Origin of the sequence: Paenibacillus sp. B1-35, from assembly GCF_050474385.1 — a bacterium.
Taxonomy (GTDB): Bacteria; Bacillota; Bacilli; order Paenibacillales; family Paenibacillaceae; genus Paenibacillus_B; species Paenibacillus_B alvei.
Genome location: NZ_JBCHVJ010000001.1, coordinates 326,557 through 350,119, shown reverse-complemented (window position 1 = coordinate 350,119; position 23,563 = coordinate 326,557). Strand labels below are relative to the sequence as shown.

The 23,563-nt window shown below is 44.8% G+C and carries 20 protein-coding genes and 2 pseudogenes; 7 read left to right on the top strand and 15 right to left on the bottom strand.

Features of this window, described 5'->3' with window-relative positions; translation table 11 throughout:
- Positions 1–20 precede the first annotated feature (20 nt).
- Positions 21–317: pseudogene (locus tag ACQ5BJ_RS01675) on the bottom strand (glutathione-dependent formaldehyde dehydrogenase); the annotation flags it as partial.
- Positions 318–368: 51 nt separating this feature from the next.
- A complete protein-coding gene (locus ACQ5BJ_RS01670; RefSeq protein WP_430108044.1) occupies positions 369–1,244 on the bottom strand; it encodes an endonuclease/exonuclease/phosphatase family protein in 876 nt (291 codons plus the stop codon).
- A 289-nt stretch (positions 1,245–1,533) separates the two neighbouring features.
- Here ACQ5BJ_RS01670 and ACQ5BJ_RS01665 point away from each other — a divergent pair, with 289 nt between their 5' ends.
- Complete coding sequence (locus tag ACQ5BJ_RS01665) at positions 1,534–1,974, top strand: PaaI family thioesterase (RefSeq protein WP_268600331.1); 441 nt, start codon at positions 1,534–1,536, stop codon at positions 1,972–1,974.
- Between the two features lie 70 nt (positions 1,975–2,044).
- Here ACQ5BJ_RS01665 and fecE read toward each other — a convergent pair.
- The 3 genes and pseudogenes from fecE to ACQ5BJ_RS01650 all read right to left on the bottom strand — a co-directional run.
- Positions 2,045–2,227, bottom strand: a pseudogene (fecE, locus tag ACQ5BJ_RS01660) (Fe(3+) dicitrate ABC transporter ATP-binding protein FecE); the annotation flags it as partial.
- A gap of 127 nt (positions 2,228–2,354) precedes the next feature.
- Positions 2,355–3,368 (bottom strand): FecCD family ABC transporter permease, encoded by a 1,014-nt coding sequence (locus tag ACQ5BJ_RS01655; protein WP_289355429.1) that lies wholly within the window; start codon positions 3,366–3,368, stop codon positions 2,355–2,357.
- A 24-nt stretch (positions 3,369–3,392) separates the two neighbouring features.
- On the bottom strand, positions 3,393–4,448 hold the full coding sequence (locus ACQ5BJ_RS01650; protein ID WP_005549228.1) for a FecCD family ABC transporter permease: 1,056 nt from the start codon (positions 4,446–4,448) through the stop codon (positions 3,393–3,395).
- Between the two features lie 503 nt (positions 4,449–4,951).
- On the opposite strand from ACQ5BJ_RS01650, the gene ACQ5BJ_RS01645 reads away from it, so the two are divergent.
- A complete protein-coding gene (locus ACQ5BJ_RS01645) occupies positions 4,952–6,559 on the top strand; it encodes a multicopper oxidase family protein (protein ID WP_430109401.1) in 1,608 nt (535 codons plus the stop codon).
- Between the two features lie 644 nt (positions 6,560–7,203).
- On the opposite strand, the gene ACQ5BJ_RS01640 is transcribed toward ACQ5BJ_RS01645, so the two are convergent.
- On the bottom strand, positions 7,204–8,391 hold the full coding sequence (locus ACQ5BJ_RS01640) for an oxalate decarboxylase family bicupin (protein ID WP_430108040.1): 1,188 nt from the start codon (positions 8,389–8,391) through the stop codon (positions 7,204–7,206).
- Positions 8,392–8,550: 159 nt separating this feature from the next.
- On the bottom strand, positions 8,551–9,501 hold the full coding sequence (locus ACQ5BJ_RS01635) for an acetylxylan esterase (protein ID WP_268600328.1): 951 nt from the start codon (positions 9,499–9,501) through the stop codon (positions 8,551–8,553).
- A gap of 214 nt (positions 9,502–9,715) precedes the next feature.
- On the opposite strand from ACQ5BJ_RS01635, the gene ACQ5BJ_RS01630 reads away from it, so the two are divergent.
- The 4 genes from ACQ5BJ_RS01630 (at position 9,716) to ACQ5BJ_RS01615 (ending at position 14,136) form a co-directional block, all read left to right on the top strand.
- Positions 9,716–10,354, top strand: coding sequence for a hypothetical protein (locus ACQ5BJ_RS01630; RefSeq protein ID WP_268619753.1), 639 nt, complete (start codon positions 9,716–9,718; stop codon positions 10,352–10,354).
- A 50-nt stretch (positions 10,355–10,404) separates the two neighbouring features.
- Positions 10,405–10,764 (top strand): winged helix-turn-helix transcriptional regulator, encoded by a 360-nt coding sequence (locus tag ACQ5BJ_RS01625; RefSeq protein ID WP_005549235.1) that lies wholly within the window; start codon positions 10,405–10,407, stop codon positions 10,762–10,764.
- 598 nt (positions 10,765–11,362) lie between these two features.
- On the top strand, positions 11,363–12,979 hold the full coding sequence (locus tag ACQ5BJ_RS01620; protein WP_430108038.1) for a CotS family spore coat protein: 1,617 nt from the start codon (positions 11,363–11,365) through the stop codon (positions 12,977–12,979).
- Between the two features lie 20 nt (positions 12,980–12,999).
- Positions 13,000–14,136, top strand: coding sequence for a glycosyltransferase family 4 protein (locus ACQ5BJ_RS01615; RefSeq protein ID WP_268600324.1), 1,137 nt, complete (start codon positions 13,000–13,002; stop codon positions 14,134–14,136).
- A gap of 52 nt (positions 14,137–14,188) precedes the next feature.
- Here ACQ5BJ_RS01615 and ACQ5BJ_RS01610 read toward each other — a convergent pair whose 3' ends face one another.
- From ACQ5BJ_RS01610 to ACQ5BJ_RS01600, 3 genes are read right to left on the bottom strand one after another with little or no spacing between them, the layout of a single operon-like run.
- Positions 14,189–15,139 (bottom strand): NAD-dependent epimerase/dehydratase family protein, encoded by a 951-nt coding sequence (locus ACQ5BJ_RS01610; protein ID WP_289355407.1) that lies wholly within the window; start codon positions 15,137–15,139, stop codon positions 14,189–14,191.
- A 54-nt stretch (positions 15,140–15,193) separates the two neighbouring features.
- On the bottom strand, positions 15,194–16,498 hold the full coding sequence (locus tag ACQ5BJ_RS01605) for a UDP-glucose dehydrogenase family protein (RefSeq protein ID WP_309145460.1): 1,305 nt from the start codon (positions 16,496–16,498) through the stop codon (positions 15,194–15,196).
- Positions 16,495–17,460: a sugar phosphate nucleotidyltransferase gene (locus ACQ5BJ_RS01600; protein ID WP_430108035.1), complete on the bottom strand. Its 966-nt coding sequence runs from the start codon at positions 17,458–17,460 to the stop codon at positions 16,495–16,497. The genes ACQ5BJ_RS01605 and ACQ5BJ_RS01600 overlap by 4 nt, the downstream gene beginning before the upstream one ends.
- 236 nt (positions 17,461–17,696) lie before the next feature.
- Here ACQ5BJ_RS01600 and ACQ5BJ_RS01595 point away from each other — a divergent pair, with 236 nt between their 5' ends.
- Positions 17,697–18,185 (top strand): hypothetical protein, encoded by a 489-nt coding sequence (locus tag ACQ5BJ_RS01595; protein ID WP_430108034.1) that lies wholly within the window; start codon positions 17,697–17,699, stop codon positions 18,183–18,185.
- Positions 18,186–18,351: 166 nt separating this feature from the next.
- Here ACQ5BJ_RS01595 and ACQ5BJ_RS01590 read toward each other — a convergent pair whose 3' ends face one another.
- The 5 genes from ACQ5BJ_RS01590 to ACQ5BJ_RS01570 form a co-directional block, all read right to left on the bottom strand.
- Positions 18,352–18,882, bottom strand: a complete 531-nt coding sequence (locus ACQ5BJ_RS01590) for an NAD(P)H-dependent oxidoreductase (protein ID WP_268600322.1) — start codon at positions 18,880–18,882, stop codon at positions 18,352–18,354.
- Between the two features lie 305 nt (positions 18,883–19,187).
- Entirely contained in the window at positions 19,188–20,519 is a 1,332-nt protein-coding gene (locus ACQ5BJ_RS01585) for an ABC transporter substrate-binding protein (RefSeq protein ID WP_268600321.1), read from the bottom strand.
- 46 nt (positions 20,520–20,565) lie between these two features.
- Complete coding sequence (locus ACQ5BJ_RS01580) at positions 20,566–21,753, bottom strand: efflux RND transporter periplasmic adaptor subunit (protein ID WP_430108031.1); 1,188 nt, start codon at positions 21,751–21,753, stop codon at positions 20,566–20,568.
- A 24-nt stretch (positions 21,754–21,777) separates the two neighbouring features.
- Positions 21,778–22,611, bottom strand: a complete 834-nt coding sequence (locus ACQ5BJ_RS01575) for a carbohydrate ABC transporter permease (RefSeq protein ID WP_430109398.1) — start codon at positions 22,609–22,611, stop codon at positions 21,778–21,780.
- Positions 22,612–22,675: 64 nt separating this feature from the next.
- On the bottom strand, positions 22,676–23,542 hold the full coding sequence (locus tag ACQ5BJ_RS01570; RefSeq protein ID WP_430108029.1) for a carbohydrate ABC transporter permease: 867 nt from the start codon (positions 23,540–23,542) through the stop codon (positions 22,676–22,678).
- Positions 23,543–23,563 lie beyond the last annotated feature (21 nt).

The following is a 23,563-nucleotide window of genomic DNA, read 5'->3' as shown; positions in this document are numbered from 1 at the left end:
TGGTACATCTACAGCAACACTTACGGCTTTAATACAACCTTTACGCATTCATCCTCATGATTATTGAAAATACGGTACGCATGGCTTGCTTGATCCAATGGCATTTGATGCGTAATGATGGCTGTGGGATCAAAACTTCCCTTCACTATTTTGTTGTACAATTCCGGCATATAATGAATAACCGGTGCTTGCCCCATTATTAGTGTAATATTTCTTGCAAAAAAAGCACCGAGCGGAAATAAATTATAATTGCCTCCGTATACACCGGTTATTTGAACTGTGCCGCATTTACGAACAGCCTTCGTCGAAAATGACATGAAAAAAGCCGCGCTGACGCGGCCTTTAATTTACCGTATAAATATGAAGAATTAGTGCCATGAAAGGTCTACAACCACAGGCAAATGATCGGATGGAAACTGACCGTTAACCTGATCCGAAAGAATTGCATATTGAAAAACGTCAACATGCTCGTTCACGAATACATAATCGATAGGCGAATCTAGATCCTCTCCGTTATCCCCTTTGAATACTGATCCATTGTAATATAGACAGTCGATTAATTGTGTCAGCTGATAACCGTGGAACGTGAAGGATGGTCCAAAGTGGGAGTTCTTTGCGGCGTACCGCGCATCCCGCAGCACTGCTTTACCGTCCTGGCCAGTCGTGAGAATCTGATAGGGTTCGGACGATTCCGTGCAGTTGAAGTCTCCCGTTACTACTACTGGATCATTACCCGCCAATTCGGGAAGCCGATTTAAGATCATATGGGCACTCTGCTTCATTGCAACGGTTCCAATATGATCAAGGTGCGTATTGAAATGAATGAACTTGGTTCCTGTCAACTTGTCCAAAAACCGGACCCATGTCAGGATGCGTGGACAAGCGGCATCCCATCCTCGTTTTCCTGGGATTTCGGGTGTCTCGGATAGCCAAAACGTTCCATGCTCTAGCGGCTTAACACGATCCTTGCGATAAAATATTGCAACGAATTCTCCTGTGTCTGCACCATCGTCCCTGCCTGCCCCAATCCAGCCAAACTCGGGAAGCATTCGTTCCAAATCGGCAACCTGATGCCTCAATGCCTCCTGCGTTCCTACCACATCTACCTGATGGTATCGAATCATACTAGCCACCATCCCCGCCCTGCGGCTCCAGCTATTCTCGCAATCTTTTTCGTAAGCGTTGTCATATTTGACGTTAAAAGTCATGAATCTGATCTGCTGCTCTCCAACATTGCTCTTCATTCTCTTCTGCACTCCTCACCTGATGTTAAGCTTTACATGCGCACGTATCCAATTCGTAGAGCTGAAAATAACTCCAGAAGTATGTACATTATCGCATGATTGAAATGGGAATGCCAGATTGCTTTGTTCGCAATCAACACTATGCTGTCATGCTTTTAAGAAAGAAAATTTTAATCAATGGTATGTTATAATATCCCATGTTCATATGTTATATTTTGTATAAGAGAATTCTAACATGTTGAGAGCTAGCTCCACATTTTTAGCAAGTTATGCTAAGACGAGGTGACTTATGGAAAATAAAATAGTAGAGTTTTACCGCAATGTGCTCGTAGGCCTTGTGGAACCTTCGCCAGTAGAGCAGCTTATCGGGATAAAAGCGATCGAAGTAGTTCCTGGACATGCCATATTTGAAATGGATGTAGATCAGCAGCATTCCAATCCGCAAGGCACGCTTAACGGTGGAATCACCTGTACCCTTGCTGATATCACAATGGGCATGGCCTTCGGCTCCACTCTGTTGCCGGAAGAGACTTTCACGACGATTGAATTAAAAATCAATTTCATGAAGCCTGTATGGAATGGAACCATTAGAGCAGAAGCAAAGAGTGTGAAGAAGGGTAAGACAATTGGACTTATTGATTGTAATGTATATGACGACAATAACAGCCTGGTTGCTTATGCAACGAGTACTTGCATGGTACTGCGCGGAGATAAGGCTGAAGGAAGATAGCGAGGGAAAACGGCACATTCGATCGACTGTGCCGTTCATTCATTTATGCACCCGCAGCCACCACCGTACTTCACTCGTAAGGGAAACACAGAGGTACTCCAGTTCGCGGATCAGGCACAATATCTGCTTCAATGGAGAATACCTCACGCAGCACCTTCATCTTCATGACCTCGGCTGGCGAACCTTCCCGTACAACTGTTCCCGCCTTGATCGCAACCATGTGCTGCGCATACCTCGAAGCATGATTCAAATACACATGAATGATGAGCAGAGGAAAAATCAATGACAAACAGCCATTTATACGGCTTATAGTATGCAAAAAATCTGCGCAGCAATGGGAAATCTCCCTTCCTCCTTTTTAAAATCCGAAGTTTTATTTATCATGCTTTCGAGCGCGTTAATAAATATAGGAAGTAAGGAGCGCCGATTACAGCGACGACAATTCCCGTAGGTACTTCTGATGGCTGTAATATCCATCGTCCAATCGTATCTGCCGTAATCACAAGCAAGGCCCCGGCTAAAGCCGAAGTTGGCAGCAGGAGTTGGTGTTTGGAACCCACAAGCCGTCTAGCTAAATGCGGGCCAATAAGCCCAACGAAGCCGATGCCTCCGCTTACTGCGACACATGAGCCTGCCAAGCCTACCGCCGCTGCCAGCAGCAAAATTTGTTCTCTTGATACAAATGCTCCCAACCCTGTTGCCGTCTGTTCTCCCAAGTTAAGAACGTTCATGATTCGAGCCTTGTAGAATATGTAGGGTAATAACACAATGATGAACGGAAGAAGTGCAAGCACATACTTCCAATTCGTACCCCAGATGCTTCCGGCAAGCCACGTCGCCATCGTTTGATATTTTTCTGGACTAAGCTTTAATGTCAATACGATCATAGCAGCACTGATACCTGCAGCAACAGCAACACCGGTTAACAGTAATCGCGTAGGAGATATATTCTCATGCCGCTTATAGGATAGCAAACATATGAGCGCCGCTGCTAGTCCAGCGCCGAGCCATGCGAACACAGGCAATAAATAGATTGGAGCCTGTGCAGTTGACGGATAGAATGAGATGAACAGCATCACGGCAAGTCCAGCACCTGCATTAATGCCTAAAATCCCCGGATCAGCTAATGGATTGCGCGATATGGCCTGCATAACACATCCGGATACCGCCAGACCCGCACCGATAAGCAAAGAAATAACGATGCGTGGCAACCGGAAGTCGAATAAAATTAGCTCTTCTTTCTTCGTTCCTGAACCGAACAATGTTCGCAGCAAATCCATGGGAGATAAGCGAATAAATCCTGTATTCATGCTGATGATGAACATAATGACAATCAGCACGGCTATCGTGATCATAATCGCGATACTTCGCTGCTTTTTTCGTTTTTGAATCATCGTGATAGATAGATTTGTCACCGCTTACAGCCCCCTCCTTTCCTTACGAGCTAAGAAGAGGAAAAAGGGGACACCAATTAAAGCGATTAATGCCCCAACAGGTGTTTCATATGGCGGATTCACCATGCGAGCAGCAAGATCAGCGAATACAACAAGCAAGCTGCCAAGCAAGGCAGAGCAAGGGATAATCCAGCGATAATCCACACCGACTAAATAACGGGTAACATGTGGAATAATCAAGCCTACAAAACCAACAGCTCCAACAACAGATACGGCCGCACCAGCCAAAATAAGCACAATGACTGTGCCTGCCAGTTTTACAAGACGTGTACGCTGACCGAGCCCCTTAGCGATCTCCTCTCCAAGACTGAGCATTGTAATCGAACGTGATAATACAATCGCCCCTACAAGAGCAACTGAAATCCACGGGAACATCACTTCTAGCTGCGGCCACTTCGTGCCCGCTACTCCACCAGCGTACCAGAATGCCAAGTCCTGACCAATTCGATAATATAATGCGATCCCTTCGCTCAGTGCGGATAAGAGAGCACTGAGTGCCGCCCCGGCCAATACCATTCGAACAGGGGTTAATCCTCCCCTAGCTAATGATCCAATTCCATACACTAGCCCTGCGCCCAAGCCTGCACCAAGAAAAGAATACAAAATTAAATACATGTAAGGCAGACCTGGAAAAAATGCGAAGCAGATAGCCAGCATGAACCCTGAACCTGCATTCAAGCCAAGCAATCCTGAATCCGCCAGCGGATTGCGAGTCATACCTTGCATAATGGCTCCGGCAACAGCGAAGCAGGCTCCTACCATTGCCCCGCCCAATACGCGCGGCAGTCTAATTTCTTGAATAATTTGATGCTGTGTTACTTCCGGATTGAAGCGAAAAATTGACTCCCATACCGTAGTCACTTGAATATCTGCCGCACCGAACGATACAGATATAGCGATCCCTAACATTAATGCGAAGAAACCGCCAAAAAGAATAAGTGTTGCTGCCAGTGGACGTGAGCGAAATTCAACTGCTCGCGATGCAGCTTCCTTAGGTAAAGATTTAGCCACTTGACTCATACATGCCACCCTTGCTGATTCTTGAATTTAATTGATATTGATTATCATTTGCATCAATATTCATTTTAGGACATTATTCCTCATGTGGCAATGGACAAAATAAATTGATTTATTGTACAAATATTATTTCTCACTCTTTGCTTTGCTGCCTTCTACAAGCATCTCGGTCACTTTTTGTACCTGTGCTTGAACTGCAATCGGATCATACGTCCAAAAGTACTTTCCATCCACATCATAAACTCGGTGATTTTTTACTGCCGGTATCGAATTCCAAAATGCTCCGTCGCGCTCGAATTGTCCCTCATTACCAGTATTTTGCCTTTCTGCATAATCTCCTCCCTACTTAAATCCTTTGAGTATAAAAAGTACTGCATAAATTTGTATTTTCTATGGATCTCCATCATTTCTCCATAATTGTTGCTTATGCTGAGAATGTAATCTACAAAAATGATAATTGAGGAGGCAATGCATTGAAAAGCTTATTCACAACTCGCTTTCGAGTCATGCAAACCATGGTCATCACAACAGTAATCGCATTTGTAACAAGCGGATGCTGGAATGGAGGGAACGACAAGGATCAGACAAATATGGATCATTCATCTATGGAGAACAGCCAAAAATCGAAGTTGGAGTCAAATGCCTCACCGGTTAAACGCACAACGCATGCTGCATCTGTCGACGGCACATCGTTAACGATTACTGCCCAACAAAGTAATTTGGAAGTTTCCAATGGGGTTGTACTCCCAGTATGGACATTTAATAATTCTGTTCCTGGGCCGCAAATTCGAGTGAAGGTTGGAGATACCGTCAAGATTGCGCTTGAAAATGAATTGCCAGAGCCGGTGTCGATCCATTGGCACGGCTATCCCGTACCGAATAGCATGGATGGCATTCCTGGCGTCACCCAAGATGCTGTCGCTCCAGGGAAGTCATTCACCTATGAGTTCAAAGCAACAATTCCAGGAACGTATTGGTACCATTCCCATCAAGACAGTGTCAACCAAGTGGATAAAGGTCTATACGGATCTCTCATTGTCGAGGATCCAAAGGAACAATATAATCGTGACTATACGCTCGTCCTCGACGAATGGATGAGTGCAGAAGCGATGAATACAGAACATACGAATGAGAACGAGCCCAAAGATTATTCAGACATGTCTGGAATGGATCACTCAAAGATGAATATGTCGAATAGCAGCAATAACGGCATGGATCACAACACCATGCAGATGGGCGGCCACGATATGAGCATGTATGATTTGTATACAATCAACGGAAAATCAGGCGATGCGATAGAACCGCTTAAGGTCAAACAAGGTGATAAGGTTCGGCTTCGCTTGATCAACGCTGGATATCTCTCGCATCGCATGCACCTGCAAGGACATGAATTCAAGGTAATTGCCACGGATGGGCAGCCTATAAACAACCCAGCTGTCATTCAAGATCAAGTATTATCGATTGCGCCCGGCGAACGTTACGATATTGAGTTTATAGCAGACAATCCTGGTACATGGCTGTTGGACGAGCATAGCAAAGAAGAGCGAGTCCGCAATATGAGGGCCGTCATTCAGTATGAGGACATCACAAAATCGGTTGTCCAATCCGACACGGCCGAAACCCTCCCACAATTCAATCTGGCTGCTTATGGAGAAATAGCGAAATCATTATTTACACTTGAACAGACGTATGATCAAAGGGTAACGATGAATTTGAATACGGCAATGAAAAATGGGGAAATGGTGTACACCATCAACGGCAAGGTGTTTCCGGATACGGACAAGATTAAAGTCGCGAAGGGCGACAAAGTAATGGTTACTTTCATCAATCGATCGCCAACTGATGATCATCCGATGCATTTGCATGGACATTTCTTTCAGATATTGAGCAAAAACGGCCAGCCACTACAGGGCTCACCTATCATAAAGGATACATTGAATGTAAAACCCGGGGAGCAATATGTCATCGCATTTGAAGCCGATAATCCTGGAGACTGGATGTTCCATTGCCATGACTTGCATCATGCTTCTGCAGGGATGGTGACCGATGTTACGTACAAAGACTATAAGAGTTCGTATGTCCCCAATCCGAATGTAGGCAATAAACCTGAATAGTGGAAAAAAATGAATACAGCCAAGCCATTGAATCTATTCACAACTGGCTTGGCTGCACATTCGTATGTATCATTTTTCATGATACCTGTCACCTGATTCGCTTATAATTCCAATTGCTCTCGTCTGCCAGCCTTATGCCACTCCTGGTAGATGCCTCCCATTTCTTGAAACGCATGATCGACCATGGTTATCAGTTCATTCATGATCTCTTTGCTATAAGATAAATGAGTATTCACATTGTCTGCCTTATATTTGTGCAGCAGCTTTACATGTGCGATCGTATGAATGGTTTCTTCCGTTCTCTGCTCATTGCCTTACCTTCTGAATCAGATTTTCGCGTATCAAAATCTCCTTTGGCCCTGCATATTCTGATAACGCAAGTACCGAAAATAGCGTCTAGCACATACACTGCCGAGCGGAATCATGACCAGTGCATTACTTACTGATACCAGAGCATGCTCTCTGCCCCAATACCCAACTGCCAATCGAAGGAGAACAGCAGCTAGAAACACGATCACACCTGTTATTGAGCTTTGAGTACTGCAATTTGAAGTCCACCTGCAGATTGAATTTTAAAATTGAAAGTCTATCATGACGCCAAGTAGAAATATATAAGAAAGTGGAACCACACGCAATTGGTCTTCTTACTCTATAACCGGAGGAATGCCGGGATATTTTACAACCGGCCATTTCGTTGCCCGCAGGGCGCTCATTAATTCAGGCGATGCATTTAGGTTGGATTGAACAAGAAGCTTCGGCGTAAGGGCCATCCATTGATTTAGGGAAACGTCTGCAAAACGGTCACTTTTGAACATTTCAAGAAACCACAGGCTATCTGTTCCCGTGTTCTGAATGTAGTGTCCGAATGCAAATGGTACATATCCTACATCTCCTGCTCTATAGTTAAATGTGCGTGCAGCGCCGTTACCCGCAAAAACAGTCATTCTCCCCTGTCCGCTCAAGTAGTATTGCCACTCGTCATTGTTAGGGTGCCAATGCATTTCGCGCATGGCTCCTGGCTTAATCTCGACCAGCGCAGCAGCAACCGTGCGCGATGCTGGGAAATTGGAGGAATCGACGATGCGCACTGAGCCGCCCGGCGTGGTAAGTGGGGGCTGTGCCATTAACCGATAGACGAAGGTTGGCTCCACTGTGCCGAACGGATCGGGCACCTGCTGACTCTCAATCGTCCCGGGCACCTGATCCTGATAAATATAAACCTGCCCCCGAGGGATTTGGTCAAAAGCGGACATCGGCACTCCAAAATTAGCGGATAACACCTCTTTCGGTGTATGGGCAAACCAGTCAGAGATCGACAGCGTATTTAAGTCCGAAAAACTGCCATCGTCGAATACAAGCAGGAACTCGCAACCTTCTTCAAGTCCCTGAATCGAATGAGGAATACCCGGCGGAAAATACCACAAATCACCTGGGCCTACATCGGCGATGAAATTACGGCCATTCTGATCGACGGCGGTAATTCGTGCCCGCCCCAATATCATGAACGACCATTCTGCCTGCTGATGCCAATGCAGCTCTCGCACTCCGCCGGGGGTAAGCCGCATATTCACACCTGCTAGCGTTTTAGCAATTGGCAGCTCTCTTATCGTTATTTCTCGTGACCAGCCGCCTCTATTAAGCTGCATATGAGCGTCGGAAAATGAAAACTTCAAATTGGGAATCAAACCCGCATCCGTTATCGGAGGAACGAACATATCTGGATTTTCCATATCTCGCATGACATCGCGTGGGCCAAGATCGGTAGCGCCTGCGCCGTCACTTTCGCGGATGGGCTGCGGAATTTGCATTTGCTTCGAATCATTCCATACCATGATGATTTTACCGCTCCCTTCTTGAAATTAATGGAACAGATGCGTCTCTAAGCCCCCTGCAATCTACATGCACGCTAGATCAACATCCCTGAATACGCAACTATTCCATTGATCAATATGAAAGGGACATGTTGAATATGCAGTAATCGATTTACATCGTTAATTGATGCTTTTTCTCAAGAATTCGATTTGCTTTCTGAAATGATCGCCTGTCGTATAATGACCGTTGAACGGGTACACATGCATTTCCTTAGGCACCAAGATTTGATTGTACACCGCAAATACCGCCTCCGGCATGCATATCGGATCCTTCAGCCCTACAGACATCAAGACAGGCTTGCGGAGACGATCCGTTAGATTCAGAACATCAAAGTAACTTAATGTCCGCATCACTTGTGATTCATATTCTGGGTAAGCGGAAATAAAAGCTGCTGCCTCAGTCAGAGATCCTGTGGAGTGCAATATGCCGAAATCCATATGGCACATGTTCGGAATATCCGCAATTGTCTTGGCAGGAATGTCGCTTAGCGCAGATACGAGCAAGGACAGCCCTCCCCCTTGGCTGGCACCAGCAACATAGATACGCCCCTTATCAATTTCTGGCTGCTGGAACACCCACTCCACGGCTTTAATCGCATCGACGGTGATGGCCTGATAATAGCTTTTTTCCGGATGAAGTATGCCTTGTGTTATCCAGCCCTTTGTCATGCCGAATGAATGAGACAGCTCATTTCCGGTGTCGCCTCCCTGGCCCCGAACATCAACTGCAAATACCGCATAACCCATCAGAAGCCAATCGGCATAGCTCTCCGGATATCGTTTGCTGCCATGGTAGCCATGGTAGATAACCACACAGGGCAATTTCGCCGCATCCATGAATTTTGGAAGTACATACCATCCATGTATCGGGGTATGATCATATCCTTCATACGTAATCTGGTATGCTGTCATGTACGGGGACAAAGTGTCTGCTTCCTCACGCTTCCCGTTCAGCGGCTTATTCCGCGATGCCCCTAGTGTCCGTTCCCAAAAAAGCTCAAAATCATCTGCCGCTGTTCGCTCGGCCGAATAAGCATATAGCTCTGCTTTTCTTTTCTCTAAAATGTTCATGTATGACTCCTTCCTGCATACGATCGCATGTTCTCTGTCTTTGTTATTTGTTATTTGTCATTTGTTATTTTTCATTTCTCACATGAGCCAAAGATCAAATCAAACTCAAAGTACAATGTAAGTACATGTTCATAGTACAATATAATCACATGCCTACTCTAGCTTTTCCATTTCGAATAACAGGTATGGTATGCACCGCATAAGGAGGAACAAGATGAACAGACAGCGAGGATTAACATATGTTCTCCTGATCGTATTGCTGCTTTCAGGATGTACTGCAGAATCAACGCAGACCTTACCAGATGGCAAATCTGCACCTGCAAAAATAACATTGACTCCCGCAGACCCATTTGAGGGAGAAGCAGCCAAACTCAAGCCTTTTCTCGGTAATATGACAGGAGCATTTACGTTACGCTATGAAGGAAAAAAACCGCATGCAAACCTGGATATTGAGATATGGAAGCATGGAAAGAAAGTTGAAACCGTCGGTGGCGTTGGCGATTTATTCCTCACCCCAAATCAAGAGGAACACAAAGAAATTGAGCTTATAATATCCATAGATACGTCAGGTTCTATTAACGAGCAAGGTAATATGAAACAGATTAAAGTTGGGATAGCCCATGAATCCGGTACAAACTTGTACACCGTTTTCACAAATCCATCGAAGAAAAAGGAGGTTGGAAGTACGCTTATGTCATACAGCAACCCTAAATCCTTCCTTGCAAAGGATTCAATTCCGGTATGGGGTATGCAAATGACAAGTTCTCACAAAATAATAACTTCCGTTTTGTCACCAGAATCGTTGAGCAATATCGAAGAGGCCATTCTTTTTACGCTGCGGTTTGAGGACTAATCTTCTTATAGGGCTCAATTAGAACGGAATAACGAAGGAGCGTGTGACCTTTGCAAAAATCCTGTGTTCCGACTGGCGTGAACCTCAAAGATACCGCCTTCGGCTATACATTATCCTTAATCGGAGGCAAATATAAAATGATCATTATGTACTGGCTGGCTCAACAAAAGGTGATGCGGCACAATGAACTGAAGCGCAGCATTGGTACAATATCATTTAAATCGCTAAGTGTCATGTTAAAAGAAATGGAGGCGGACGGCCTAGTTATTCGCAAGGAATATCCGCAAGTACCTCCCAAAGTAGAATATTGCTTATCAGAGCGTGGTCTTTCGCTCATTCCTCTATTAGATATGATGTGCGACTGGGGAGAAAAGAACAGATTGCCTTCCTTAGATACCGTGGAGCGCTAAAATGACGAAAAGAAGTATTTCCCTATAAGGGCAATACTTCTTTTGCTATAAGGATTAATTGCTTACCGGTTGTCAATGATATTCACATTCAGCCAATGCAGCTTTTCGATTTTTTAATTCGTCTCCACCCTTTGAACTATAAACTCATCCATACATTGAAGCCGTTTCCTTCTATTTGCTTAACAATCAGCAAGCAGATTTCATAAATATACGATTGTACCTTTCACTTTTGTTCCTATGACATATCAATATACTATGCGCTAATCCCCTTATTAAGGGCGAGCACCAATACAGAGAAGCAAACAGACACCGACCTTAAAAAGAATCAGGGAAAACGTGATAATCCTAGAACAAAGCCGCCTAACAAGAGTCCCATCAAGCCAGCGATTCCTTCATCATCTATCGAGAAATACTGAATAATGAGGGCATGGCATAAGTAATTATTTGATAGATACGGGGCGCATCACATTAGAAGCAATGGCAGTCCGGACGAACATCTATGATTCACAGATTCATACCGTACAAATCACAAAAAGCTGAATGTATATTCAATTCCTTTTTCCTATGAGTAACGAATATCAATGTGGAGGGAATGCCGTTGGATCCATTTCAAATACAGCCGTGGGAACATCTAATTGATGCCGTACCGCCAGGAACCATTCTTGAGCAGTATGTGCCTCCAGAGGTGGAAGAGACCGCGCGCCATGTGATGACGAAATATGACATGCAAGTATCCAGCATGGTGCTGATAACCTCTAAACCTGACAAGGGCGGCGCGATTTGGCGAATTGAAACGAATCATGGTTCACGAAGCCTTAAGGTTCTTCATCGTACCCCTGCTCGCAGTTTGTTCAGTATCGGGGCACAGCAGTATCTGGTTGATCAAGGAGCTCGCGTACCAGCACTTATCTCCACGGTTGAAAACAAGGTATATGTTGAAGCAGGAGGAAAGCTATGGATTGTAACGGACTGGATAGAGCAAATGCAGCCTGTTTCTAAGATTGACTTAGAGGGAGCAGCTGCACTATGTTACGGTCTCGGCGAATTCCATCGATTCTCGAAGGGATACGTTCCTCCTGCAGGTGCGGGCAAGTCTTCAAGATTATACACATGGCCCGATTATTACGAGAAAATCATTGCAAAAATCGGATGGTTCCGGGACATTGCCTCAGCCTATCGCGAGTTCCCTGTCAGTCAGCAACTGCTCGCTGTTGTTGATGAATTCCAGAATCAAGCGAAGGAGACATTAGATCGATTACTGAACGTTTCGAAATACACCAACATGGTGGCTATGGGAGAGCCATATTGGGGGTTGGTTCATCAAGACTACGGATGGTCTAATGGCCAGATGGGACCCGGTGGAATATGGGTTATTGACCTAGATGGGGTAGCGTACGATCTTCCTTTTCGCGATTTGCGAAAATTGATTACGAGTACAATGGATGATATGGGATACTGGGATACAACTTGGATACGCGGAATGATAAGTGCTTACCATGAAGCCAACCCAATGGATCGGGAAATGTTCGAACTGCTTTGCTTGGATATGGCATTTCCGAACGAATTCTATAAGCATGTCAAAGAAATCGTGTTTGACCCAACCACCTTCATGAGTACGGAATTGGAAGGCGTGCTGCAACGCGTACTTGCTACGGAAAGCACCAAATGGCAGGCTTTGAAAGAGCTGGCCAGCGATATTGAAAAGTATGCTCCCGGTGATTTTGCTAGCGGTGAATTCGTATATAATGCAATTCCTTCTATCTCCATACAACCAGTATCTGCCCCTGCACTCCATCCAGACGGTAAACCTGCAACTGATACGATATCAAACATCATATCGGATTCTGATATCGTTGATCGAACCGATGCTACAGCATCTAATCCAACAGCAGCTGCAGCCGATTCCGCACCTGAAGCGATCTTTGATAGAAAACGCAGCAGCAAAACTATTCGTCGAAAGCGTAGAAGAACACGCCGACACAGCACAAATAGAGCGTTGTCACAAAAAAAGCTTGCGCTTCGCCGCAAGCGTAAAAGAAAATCTTTAGGCCAACGAACAATATCCATAGTCGGCCGAAAAAAGAGATTGTTCCGTTCATTGGTCAGTCGAAAGAAGAGGGCGCTCCGTTCATTGGTCAGTCGAAAGAAGAGATCGCTCCGTTCAGCAAAGCTGCGCAAAAACAGGAAAAAATTACGCTTCCGTAAAACTGGATAAGACAGGAGGACACATACGGCATGAACATATTAATGATCTGTACGGAGAAGCTTCCTGTCCCGAATATAAGGGGCGGCGCCATTCAAACTTATATCGGAGGAGTAGCTTCTTTGTTGAGCCGGAAGCACCACCTTACGATACTCGGTCGATCAGATCCGGAGCTTCCTGATGTTGAGGTCGCTGAAGGAATTCGTTATGTACGTCTTCCTTCAGAGGGATTGTTCGAGCTTTATGCCGAAGGAGTTATTCGATTTCTCACTCAGCATGGAGAGAAGTACGATCTAATTCATATCTTTAATCGCCCACGCTTGGTCCTCCCCGTGCGGAGTGTAGCACCTCATTCACGAATCATCTTAAGTATGCACAATGACATGTTCCACCCCGGCAAAATTCATCCGGAAGAAGGAAAAGCCGTTGTAGAACAGACGGAAACCATTATTACAATCAGCAAATATATTGGACAGGAAATATGCAGATATCATCCTCACGCCGCAACAAAAATACGAACCATATATTCGGCAGCAGACACCTCTCTGTTCGCACCATGGGTCGAGTCCGATTATGCTCGCAATACTCGCAACAGCCTTCGCGCAGAGCATCAGCTTTCTTCAAAAAAAGTCATTTTATTTGTCGGAAGACTATCTCGAAAAAAAGGGCCCCACGTGCTTGTACGTGCGATGTCGCATCTGAAACATTCGGATGCCGTGCTAGTTATTGTTGGCGGTGCATGGTACAGCGATAATAAAGTCAGTGATTATATTGGATATGTAAGAGCAATTGCGGCCCGCTCCCCTATTCCAGTTATTACGACCGGATATGTGCAGGCGAACGAAGTACATCGATGGTTTTGTGCAGCGGATATATTCGTTTGTACCTCAATATGGAATGAGCCGTTGGCGAGAGTACATTATGAAGCGATGGCAGCAGGCCTTCCATTTCTCACAACTTCACGCGGTGGTAATCCAGAAGTAGTTCTTCATAATAATGGGCTTCTGATTGAAGATCCCGAGAATCCGATCGAATATGCGGATAAGCTGAACCATCTTCTTTCGAATATGGAAGAATGCAAACAGATGGGGTTAAGAGGAAGACGAATTGCAGAGAAACAGTTCATATGGCAGCGTGTCGCCCAAGAAATATTGGAGGTATGGAGCTGAGTCACTGCTTTTGATCAAGAGTGGCGTCGATATCTTCGACGCCACTTCTTACCTATAAACCATATACTTGTCGAAGCGATGCAACTTCCTGCTCAAGCCCTGCAAGCAAATCTACCTGCGGATTGTAACCAAGAAGCTTCTGCGCCTTGCTTATATCAGCCCATGTATGACTTGGCTCCCCATAGGTATTGCCCATATACTGAATCTGAACCTTATGTGGAATCAGCTTCTGTAGAAAATCAATACATTCCAATATGGAGGCGCGCTGCTTGCCACCGATGTTCAAGGTTTCCCCTAGAATCCCGTTCGCATGAACGGCGGCTGCAACCCCCTCTACACAATCAGACACATAGGTAAAGTCGCGAGTTTGGCTGCCATCTCCATATAAGCTTATCGGTTCACCGTGAATCAGTTGACGAATAAAGCGGTGAAAGGCCATATCTGGACGTTGTCTGGGTCCATATACAGTGAAAAAGCGAAGCACCGTGACCGGAATGCCGTCATTGTGCAAATATACCCGACAGAGGTTCTCCCCGGTCAATTTGCTGACGCCATAAGGCGACAAAGGCTCAGTGACTGCACTTTCATCGACTCTCCCGTTTTTTTCTCCATACACAGATGATGTCGAGGCATAAATAAATTTGCGAACGGGGTTCGACTTGCAAGCTTCCAATAATCGCTGTGTTACCACGATATTATGAGAGGCATAATGATAAAAATCTGATCCCCAGCTTGATCTCACTCCTGGCATGCCTGCTAAGTGGCACACTACATCAACATCCTTCAGCAGCAATTCGTTGTTGGATTCTAAAAGATTTGCTTCGTGAAAGGTAAATCTTGAATGATTCCGCAGCGAGTCGAGATTACATTCCCTATGATGCCGCGGTGTTGATGAATCAATATAGCCATCAACGCCAATTACATGTACATTTTCGTCCTGGAGCAGTCGTTCACACAGATGGGAGCCGATGAATCCAGCAGCTCCCGTCACCAAGACATACATATTTGTGTGCTCACCTCCCTATCTATTGCTTAAAATAATCTTCTATTTTTCTCTCTATTTGTGCCCGCCCACTCCTAGATAATCGTATCCGAACTCTATCATCTCGGCTGCCTTCAGCATATTCCTGCCATCCAGCAGAATTGGAGTTTGCATGACATCAATGGCCTCTTTCCAATTCATCGCTTCATATATCGGCCATTCTGTGCAAATGATGACTGCTTCCGTATTCTGCAGCGCATCTGAAATATGGGAATATTGAGTCAACCGAGCTGCTGGATCGTTGAAAGGAAGTTTAGCAACGGGATCGTGAACGCTAACGATGGCACCACTGTTCAATAATTGAGTAATGATAGCAAGTGAAGGCGCCTCTCTTATGTCATCCGTTCCCGGCTTGAAAGCTAGTCCGAGGATCGCTATCCTTTTTCCTTCAAGTGTACCGAGCTTGGCTGTCAGCTTCGTTAGAAAATATGAAACTTGGCTCTGATTAATTTGTACTACTTTCTCTAGCAAGCTTAGATGAGTGCCATACTGCTCCGCTGTGCTTAGCAATGCGTTAACGTCTTTGGGGAAGCACGAGCCTCCGTATCCGATGCCTGCTCGCAAGAAAGAAGAACCGATTCGGGGATCTAGCCCCATACCTTGTGCAACATCAGAAATCGATACACCACATTGATCACACAATCTGGCTAGTTCATTCATATAAGAAATCTTAGTCGCTAGAAAAGCATTGGAGGCATATTTGATAAGCTCTGCTGTAGAGGGTTGTGTCCGGATTATAGGCCCCGTGTAAGTCCGATAAAGGCTGCTTACAACATCAGCCGCAACTTGCGAATCGGTACCAAGAATAATTCGATCCGGATGAAGCGCGTCATGAAGTGCACTGCCTTCCCGGAGGAATTCGGGGTTAGATACGACATCAAATGATATTGGTTTCCTTTGTTTGCTGCCAATCCATGCTGCGACTTTTTTCTGAGTTCCTACTGGCACCGTGCTTTTCACAACAATGACTTTGTGTTCTTGCATATATTCGCCAATCCATTCTGCTGCCCGTTGTATATATGATAAATCAGCACTTCCATCTTCTCGAGACGGTGTGCCCACACAAATAAAAAAGATTTGATGATTTTCAATAGCTTGCTTTACATCCCTAACAAACCTGATGTTCCCCTGCTGTGCATGATTTTGCAGCAGCTCTTCTAGGCCTGGCTCATAGAAGGGGAGTTCTCCCTTCTCCAAGGAGCAGAGCTTGAGATGATCCGTGTCGAATCCAGTAATTTTCCATCCACTTTCAGCAAAAGCAAGAGCAGTAGTTGTTCCGACATATCCAAGACCTATGACCAAAATATCGATGCTATTCACCCCCTCGACGGTGAAGCGATATCATGTTGATTCGCGATCACATTGTTGAGTTGTGCATTTGTAATGCTGACATCCTGCAGCACAATGCTGTTCTTGATGCTGCAGTGACTGATCTTGGCTCTAGGTCCGACAGTTACATAGGGACCAATGATGCAATCCTTCAATTCACTGGTCGGATCGATTACAACCGGCGGGATCAGTCGACATCCCGGATACTGGAAGTGCAATTCACGAAGATTATCATCCCCGATATCATCCAGTACCCAATGGTTCGCCTCTAACCATCGTCCTATCGTTCCGATGTCTGTATGGTTTTTATCCGTAATCGTATAACCAATCGAATATCCTTGGTCTATCAACCACTGAATAGCATGTGTAATCTCATACTCTCCCCGCGCTGACGGAGATATAGAACGAACTGCCTCGAATATGTTAGAAGTAAACACATATGCCCCAAGCGACGCTAAATTCGATTTTGGATTCTCGGGCTTCTCTTCCAGCCCTTTTACTTGATCATCGCATATTTCTACAATTCCATAATCCTGCGGTTGAGCTACCTCTCCTAACAGCATACATGCGTCGTGCCTTTTTCGCAGAACGCTTTCACAGAGACCTGCCAATGATTCGGTAATTAGATTATCTCCAAGCATAAGTACAAAATCGTTCAAGCCAATATAGCTTTCTGCCTGCCTAACTGCATCGGCAATTCCTAGCGGTATATGTTGGTATATATACGTTATTTCCACTCCCCAACGTTCCCCTCGTCCTAACTGTTCCGCAAATAACGTATGGTGTCCAGGTTGGATCACAATTCCTATTTCTTGAATCCCAACTTCTACAAGGTTACCGATGCAGTAATAGAGAAGCGGAATATTTGCAACGGGAAGCAAAGGTTTGGGGGTCGTAAAGGAAAATGGTTGTACCCGAGAACCCTTGCCAGCACTGAGGATTAACCCCTTCATTATGCTCGCTCCTTTATTAGTTAAAACCATATACCACTATATGACTGACTACTCTTCCTAGTAAGGGCATCTGGAGCTTCATAGAGAAAATATACGGTTGCCATCTGAACTACAGAGAAATAGTCAAAATTCCACGCAACAGCGGTTTCATTTGTCCATACCTTCCTAAAATATAAACATAAAATAGAAGGAACGTTCATAATGTTACTAATCCAATCTAGAGAGGATGGATCCGAGTGAGTAAGAATGAATATGTGAACAAGATCAAAGAGTTAGCGGATATTGATAGCATCGAAATCGAATATGTTGACGGAGAGAAAGTCGAGTACAATACTGATGAAGGCAACGACCTTAATTCTTTTCTAGAAAACATCGACTGGGAACAAGTTGATGATATCGAGATCGAGTTTGAGAATGGAGATAAGACTAGCATAGATTTGGACAATGACGATGACGACGATGAAGATGATGAAGATGATTACGATGACGACGACAATGAAGACGATGAAGATGAAGACGATGAAGATGAAGACGATGATGAAGATGTCAGTGAAGAGCTCGATATCGACGTTGATGATGAAGATGTCAGTGAAGAGCCCGATATCGACGTTAATGATGAAGGTGTCAGCGAGGAGCTCGATCTCGACGATGATGAAGAAGATGTCAGCGAGGAGCTCGATCTCGACGATGAAGACGATGAAGATGAAGATGAAGATGAAGAATAGCGAAATGCTTGTTAGTGATGACGATTTATAAAAGGCATTACAATAGGGAAAATCACAAAAGACGAGGAGCAAGCACCTCGTCTTCTTTACATTCGCATTTTCACTTTAATCCTATCCCTAGCCGACCACAACGAAAACTATATATTTTGCTAATAGAAATTACTGCTTACAGGTTGTCAATGAAATTCACATATTCAAGAGCACTTTGTTCCAACTTGCTTTCGGAAGGGTCATTTTCTGCCCCGTAAAACGCATAGAATGAGCGATATTCTGCTTTACAGTATTGAAAGCTCATTTCAAATGGGGATAAAATTTGTGCAAGTGAATAACGATATTTCCCCTCATCCTCAATATCCTCTTTTTTAATGCCAGCAGACACAGCCAATGCAGCTTTTCGATTTTTTAATTTGTCTCCACCGTTTGAACCATAAGCCCATCCATACGTGAAAACCTCATCCAGCCATTTTTTTAGCAGCGGCGGACAGTTAAACCAATAAATCGGAAACTGCAATACAAGATTCCCGTGCGACTCTATCAACTGTTGTTCTTGCTGCACATCGATGTTGCCATCAGGATATGCCTTATACAATTCGTGAACTGTATATTTGTCTGGATGCTTTTTAAGTTCCTCTGCCAAGCGCTTGTTGACAACGGAAGTTTCAAGGTTTGGGTGTGTTACGATTACAAGAGTTTTCAACGATTTGACCTCCTTAGATAGGTGTGCCTCTTGAGTATAAGATGATCACTATCAAATTGTAAGTACGCACTTTTAGTTCAGGTACTTACATCAAGGTTAGTGTCAAAAACCGTGATTCCCTTTCACTGGTTACATGCTCGCAACCGATCCACCGTCAACCCGAAGATTACTGCCATTCATGAAGGAAGCTTGTTCGGAGGCTAAAAATACGACGAGCATGTAGTTCACCTTCTCATGTATGGATGTTACTGCGATGAATCACAATCAAAAGAGAGGAGCGTATAGCTGCCCCTCTCTCCGCTTCATTATTCATTCAAATAGGTGGTCACACGGTTCTGAATTAATTTTGCTGCTTCCTGTGCTGACTTTCGACCGCTGAAATACGACTTCGATTCTTCCTTAACAATTGAGAACAACTTGTCATCGCCAGATGAGTAGCCATTTGCTGCTGCCAGAAGCTGCTTGGCCTTGGCAAAATACCCATCAGCCACCTTAACGGTTTTTCCCGATTCTAGCTTGAATGCCCCACTGTTCACTTTACTTTGTACATCGCTGAACTTCTTCTCATTCACCGAGGCAAGTACGGAGAACCCGCGTCTCTCCTGCATGGATTGCGCTTCTTCGGATGCTAAAAAGGATAGGAATCTCCATGCCTCCTCCTGAACTTGCGACTTGGCTGAAATAGCAAGCTGATAGGGGGCATAAAAATTAACGCCGCTGTCCTGCTCTGCTGTATGCGGCCGATGCATCAGTACTGGATTGGAATATAAAGTATGCGGCCATTCGACAAAGTCAGCTGAAGACATCAGCATAGTGGAATAGAATAGCTGCTTGCCGATTTCCGCCTCCTTCGATGTAACAACTTGATGATCATACATGCTCTTGATTTGCTCCATCAGTTCGATAAAGCGCGGTGCATCGAAGCTTGCTTTTTGAATGCGACTATCAACAAACTCCGCATATCGACTGCTAACGATCTCTAGCAGCAGATCCTCTGGCGGGTAGTTGGCCAATGCATAACGGATCCCCCCATCATCACTTGAATGTTGTTTCAATTGCTGAGCCACTTGTTCGAATTGCTGCCATGTCCAATTCTTGTCATCGACCTGAACATTAGCCTTCTTCAATACATTTCCATCGCCAATAAAACATAACATGTAAAAGGTAAGCGGCATTGAGTATAGTCCATCGTTGATTTTCATCGAATTAATAATATTGGGGTATAAATCCCCTTTTTGCAGGAGTTCCTCTTTATCTATGAACTCGTTCAAATTGACGAACAACTTTTTATTTACATATTTCCCGACAGGCAGACTCGCTACCTCTAAAATATCTGCTCCGCTTCCAGCCAACAGCTCTGTGTTTATCTTCTGCACATATTTGTCGTGATCATTCTCCTCCCATTTTTCATTCGGTTGTTTATATATGTGTAGCTGCACTTCAATGTCCGGATTTTTTTGTTCGAATTTTTTGACAGCGGCCTTATAGAACGAATCCGTGCCCATCATTGACATCGTAACGATCGTCTTTCCATCCTTTGTTTTTTTCGGCTTTTCCCCTTGCTCCCTAGAGCCGCAAGCCATTGTCATTGTCAATAGCGCCATACAAGCCAACACTATCAGTAGTCGTTTTTTCACCGCTATCTCCTCCTCTTTCTTTTTTCGACATCAGACATATTGCAAATTATTGCAATCGAACTCGGTTGCCATTTTGTATAGGTTCACTGCTATTCATAATAATCAGTTCCTGCTCGTAAATGCCGTCAGGCTGAACCAATGTGACCTTGTCGTTGCTTTCCAAAATCGTAACGAGGGCCTTGCGTGCAGTGAATGCATTGCCAAGCAGGCCCATCTGTTCATCCACGACGTAAACATACGTTCCTTCCCGATCGCGATGAATCGCTTGATTGGATATGATAATTCCTTCTTGGTGAGATCGCTTCATCAACGTAATTCGTGCTTCTTCACCGCCTCTCAAGCTCTTGTCTGTAATTTTAAGACGAACAATCTTATATACCTGTGGGACAGATATCTCCCCCGCGCTGCTCCCCGCTGCGACTGGATCGTTAGAGCTTACCGCCGTATCCTTTATTTCCGTTATCGTAGCATCAAGCTGACGTGACTGTTTCTTAGTCTGTTGGGTGACCTGTACTTCAGTTTGCACGATGTCGCCAATCGTTAAAGCAAGGTTTGTCGAGCGCGCTGCATCCATTGTAAGTTCGAAAAAGTAACCGCCGCTGCTGTTAGAAACCACAACATCAGGCTCACCTGCAGATGCCAATCCTTCAACAGCATGAATTTTGGTGACGATCCCATCGAATGGGGCAGCAATACGATTCTGCTTCGCCAATTGTCTGCTTCGTTCATTCACTTTACGTGTTTGAATCTCGATATCCAGCTTGCGTGTATGTATATCTCGGGATGCGCTTCGGAGCTTCATCTCATCCCTATCTACGGTAGAAGAAGCAATAAACTGATCTTGAATGGTTTGCAGCTCAATGTGCTGCTTCTCTAAATTCGCCTTTTCGTCCAGCAATTCACGCTCTGCAGTGATGCTGTCGTAAGTTACTAAAGTCTGCCCTTTTCTGACTTGCGCACCTTCCTTCACCAATACCTTACTTACTTTCCAGCCAGCAGGATTCATCAACTTGACTTCTAAAATAGGACGCAGTATGCCGCCCCCAACCAGCTTATGGTCAAGACTGCCGCTTACTGCCTTTTCGGTTATCACTTTGGGCAGCATCAGTGATTCAAATGTGTTGCTGAACAAGGTGAGTACAGCCAACACGACTATTAAAAATATGGATATCCTCTTTACAACCTGCTTGCGTTTGCGATCATGGTTATCTTCTTGCAGCCCAGCAACTGACACTCGCTATTCCTCCTACTCTGAAAGCTACCCTTTAATGCCGGACAATTGAATGCCCTCGATGAAGTATGATTCCGCATATAAAAACAGCAGCACCATAGGAGCCATGTAAAGCATGGAGGCGGCAAATGCAACGCCCTTTGCCCCTTCGTTGATTTTGGACAAATAGACCGACAACGGCTGCTTCAATGGATCATTGAAAAAAATGAGCGGCTGCTCTACCATGTTCCAATAATCGACGAACAGCAGAATGACAAGTCCCGCGATTCCCGGCTTGACCAGCGGCGAAATAATGGTGAAAAATATCCGCATATGACTGGCCCCGTCTATTTTCGCAGCTTCAATGTAGGCATACGGAATATGAAGCATGAACTGCCTGAGCATGAACACACCAAATGCAGCGAAGATTCCCGGTAAAATAATGGAGCTTGAATGATTGAGCAAGCCTAGCCGATCCGCCATAATATAATTTGGTACAAGCGTTACTTGGAACGGCATAAGCATAGTCAACAGGTATATTAAAAATATCGCTTCCCGGCCGCGAAATCGCAGCTTGGAGAAGGCATAAGCTGCCAGTGCTGCTATTGCTGTTTGCCCAGCAATGATCGGCACAACCAGAAATACGGAATTCCAAAACATGGACAGGTATTTCGGACTTTTTATCAAAATGTTGAGATACTGTTCTGCTGACACTTGATCCGGTAATAGCTTCAAATTGGCAAACTGATGCGAATGTGGAACGGCAGCATCATTCATCTTGCCGATTAAAACGTAGTTCCGCTCAATTTCCTGCGCTGTCATTATTGAATTTGTGAATGTTATCACTATTGGTGCTAGCATGATGACTGCGATGCATGTCATGACGATCGTTAACAGACATGCGCGAAGCTTATTTTGCGTTGTGTGCAACTCACTCCCTCCATTCTTATTCCATTGACTGTCGGAACCGACGCTCGATCGCATACAGTGCCAGGACAATGAAAAGTATGCAGACCGCCATTATGGTTGCCGCCGCTGTCAGCTTCTGAATGTCAAGAGACATGAACATATTATTCATGTAATGCTGCAGCATGTAGATGCTGTCATGCGGATAATCACCCGCGACAAGATATGTTTCGCGAAATACTTTAAATGAGTTAATGATGGACATCAGTACAACGAAAAACATCGTCGGAGTCAAATAAACCAGCGTTATACTGCTAAACATACGCATGCGACCCGCCCCCTCGATCGCTGCCGTCTCATAATAATCATTCGGAATCTGCTGCAAACCTGCCAGAAATAAAATCATGTTATACCCTATATTTTTCCACATAAAGACAACAATGACGGCTATTCGGGCGGCATCAGACTTCATCCAATCCACGCGCTCGAAGGAAAAGGCACTAAGCCAGGCGTTCAGCGACCCATTCCAGTCTAGAAGCACCTGCCAAATTAAGATAATGGATACCGTTGGTACGACAAGCGGCAATACATAAGCTGTCCGCAGTCCTTTTCTCAGATATACATTTTTGTTCAGCAATAGAGCCAGGCCTAATGAAAGTGCAATCATTAGCGGAACACTTAGCGCAGTAAAATAAAAAGTATGTATGGCAGCCTTGCGAAAGGAATCGCTCGCCATCAGATCACGATAATTTGTAAGACCGACAAATTGATCATTGACCGCATTGTCCTGAAACGAATACATGACTCCCATTCCGAATGGAATCAGGTAGAACATGGCGAATCCGATTCCACTAGGCAAAAGAAATAACAGGGCTGCAGCGGCATCTTTGCGAAACCATTTTTTCATCTTCCGATTCATCATCATTCC